The 2,532-nt window shown below is 52.0% G+C and carries 4 protein-coding genes; all 4 read right to left on the bottom strand.

All coding sequences use genetic code 11. From position 1 onward, the window contains the following. Positions 1 to 280: 280 nt before the first annotated feature. The 4 genes from B2W52_RS16460 to B2W52_RS16445 all read right to left on the bottom strand — a co-directional run bounded on the left by B2W52_RS16460 (position 281) and on the right by B2W52_RS16445 (position 2,192). Complete coding sequence (locus tag B2W52_RS16460) at positions 281 to 709, bottom strand: hypothetical protein (protein ID WP_008176952.1); 429 nt, start codon at positions 707 to 709, stop codon at positions 281 to 283. A gap of 103 nt (positions 710 to 812) precedes the next feature. Continuing rightward, positions 813 to 1,262, bottom strand: coding sequence for a hypothetical protein (locus B2W52_RS16455; protein ID WP_139043688.1), 450 nt, complete (start codon positions 1,260 to 1,262; stop codon positions 813 to 815). 10 nt (positions 1,263 to 1,272) lie between these two features. Beyond that, the gene (locus tag B2W52_RS16450; protein WP_139043689.1) at positions 1,273 to 1,620 is read right to left on the bottom strand and encodes a hypothetical protein; all 348 of its coding nucleotides are present in this window, start codon (positions 1,618 to 1,620) and stop codon (positions 1,273 to 1,275) included. Positions 1,621 to 1,673: 53 nt separating this feature from the next. Further along, entirely contained in the window at positions 1,674 to 2,192 is a 519-nt protein-coding gene (locus B2W52_RS16445; RefSeq protein ID WP_008176957.1) for an Hcp family type VI secretion system effector, read from the bottom strand. Between the last annotated feature and the right edge of the window lie 340 nt (positions 2,193 to 2,532).

The following is a 2,532-nucleotide window of genomic DNA, read 5'->3' as shown; positions in this document are numbered from 1 at the left end:
TCCGTAAGCGCCTTGGCCAAGAACATGTGCCAGAGGCTTTTTCGGAGGTAGTAGAGGCGGTGGTTGAGTTCCTCGGCCCTTTGATGCTGAGCAGAGACGTGGACGCGCCCAAGGAAATTTGGTGCCCACCCGGTCCATGGAGTCGGCAGGCTTATGGCTAGTCTTATTTCGGAAGACAGTATCAAGCAAGAACTTTTGCAGCGCTTGCAGCATATTTACGGCTCCAATGGGCTGGACCGTCATACCGAAAAGCTGGAAAACCTGACATAGACAGCATAGATCATTCGCGTGTTTTACTGACAGACAAAGAAGATAGAACTTCGCCGAACACGTCATCCTGAGTACTAATGGTAATCCATGAAGAAGGGTGTTCCGAGGTCGCGATAAATGCAGTGGTGTAGCCTTTGACGGTGACCGAGAAGCCGTAGGCGCTGCCACCCAAATCCAACTTTTTGACCTTACCAGAGTATTGTTGCGTTTCGTTAGATCCTTGCCGAACTTCGTCAACGGCCGTTTCAAAATCTGGGCTGGTTTCCATAGTCCTCAACGAACCAACGATTGCTGAATCAAGCCAAAGTTGTGTTTCGAAAGGCTGCACTTCGATAGCATCAAACCGACTCTTACTGAGTTCGAACGTCAGATCGTTGGAGGTGCGAAACTCAATGGATGCCTGGTCAGTTACAGCACAACCTGAGACCAGGCTGGCCAAAACAATCCTTAAAATTATGAATCTTCTCATTACCGGTTGTATTTCGACGTAAAGCTGCTGGAAGGCTGCTGAATTCGGGACTCGGGTGAGTGGTAGCTATGCATTATTCTGAAATCTTCGCGCCATTTATCCGCAATGACGTTGAGCTTTCAACTGGGCCCTGGAAGGTAATAAGCGATTGAGCTTGGCCGTTCGGTACAATAAATACGGTTCTAAAGTCCCCCTGAACTACTCCAAATACCTGAGCTTCGGGAATTTGCTCCATCCAAATTGGTTTACTTGAACCCTGATTGGCACTCTCAAAAAGCGTCGTTGAGGTGTCAATCGCTGAACTTGAGCTTACTGTACTTGGAATCTCCTCCGATCTGACAAAACCTACGACCCGGTTGTTTCTCAAAAATACAAGCTCGCCATCCCTCATCTTCACAGAGGAGAACATCTTTTCTGGTACTTCTATAGCTAGTTCGCTGTATGGTTGAATGACCAATGAAGATTGGGATGCGCAGCCGGAGAGAAGAAGTAAAAATGATAAAGCTAGGGCTATCCTTGCCATGGTGGGAGTCTCATCTCAATGTCGTTTCGATAGAGGATCTGAACTGGCCAGAACGAACAGTTCGGCAAATCCAGCTTACCTTCACTTCGTTCTGCAAAAAAGGTTTCCCTGCCTCGCGAATCAGGCGTAAAGCCCATTTTGTGATCCTGCGTGTTGGTCGTAGTAGGTCCTGTGGAGAAGGAACAGCATCAACCCATCTACTACAATCGACGGTTTCCACGAGCATATGGGCGATAGCGCGCACGGTTTCTTCGGTTACGCTGCTTTCAGTGAATCCTGAAGCAACAGAATGGCCGTAGAACGCCTTCATGATGGCTCTGATTTTATCAATGTCTTCGGCCGACAATTGACTATCCATTTTTTTCATCCCTGCAAAGGCAGAAGGACCCCTGCGGGGCCCTTCTGGCGTGATTACGCCTCGATCGGCGAACGCCAGTCGTCAGCACCGGAAGTACCGGCAACGGCGTGCTCCCAGGTTACCTTGCGGTAGGACAGGGAAACGGTGACCAGCTGGGTGAAGTCGGCGTTGCCGGCGTCCTGGCAGTGGGGCATGTTGCAGTTGATGTCGATAATGGTCGCATCTTCGAGGATGGTGGAGAAAAAGTGCTCCTGCTTGCCCTCAACAGAGGTGCGGTACCACTTCAGCTCGACCTTGGGCAGCATCTCGCCGGAGGCGAGGGCGTTGTACATCAGCGGGGTGGCCTTGTTCAGGGCGGAGGTGAACTTGAACGGCTTGTGCACGCGCTGACCGGATGGCTGACCGGACTGGGGATCGGTCGGTACGGTAACAACGTGGCTGAATTCCTGCACCAGCACTTCGTCTTCGTGGCCTTCCACGTAGATGTTACCGACAGAATCGGACGTGAATGCGCCGGCGGTGATGTTGCCCTGGGTCTGGCCTTCGATGCTGATATAACAAGGAGTTGGCATAGTCTGCTCCATGACTTGTGAATGAATAGTGTCCCCGGGTGTTCCCTGGACGCGGACTTTCATTACAAAGCCTGTGCCAGAAGAGGAAATAGTTTTTAAAACAGTGGGTTATCTTTTTTCTCGGAGATGTCCCCGGCGGGCCAGGCAACCGCGCGCCCGAACGCCGGGCGAAGGATTGCTGGTGGGGCAAAAACTTGCTCGGGCAATACCCGCTTCAGCCCAGGCCGAGGGCTGCCAGCAACGCCAGGAGCAATAACGCGGATACACCCTGCCAGAAGGCCACGGGATTGCGCTCCATTAACGGCGGCCGATGACGCTTGTGCCAGTCGACGGATGGGTG

The organism is Marinobacter sp. UBA2498 (genome assembly GCF_002341575.1).
Taxonomy (GTDB): domain Bacteria; phylum Pseudomonadota; class Gammaproteobacteria; order Pseudomonadales; family Oleiphilaceae; genus Marinobacter; species Marinobacter manganoxydans.
The sequence above is the reverse complement of the archived record's forward strand: the minus strand, read 5'-3'. Positions and strand labels throughout refer to the sequence as shown.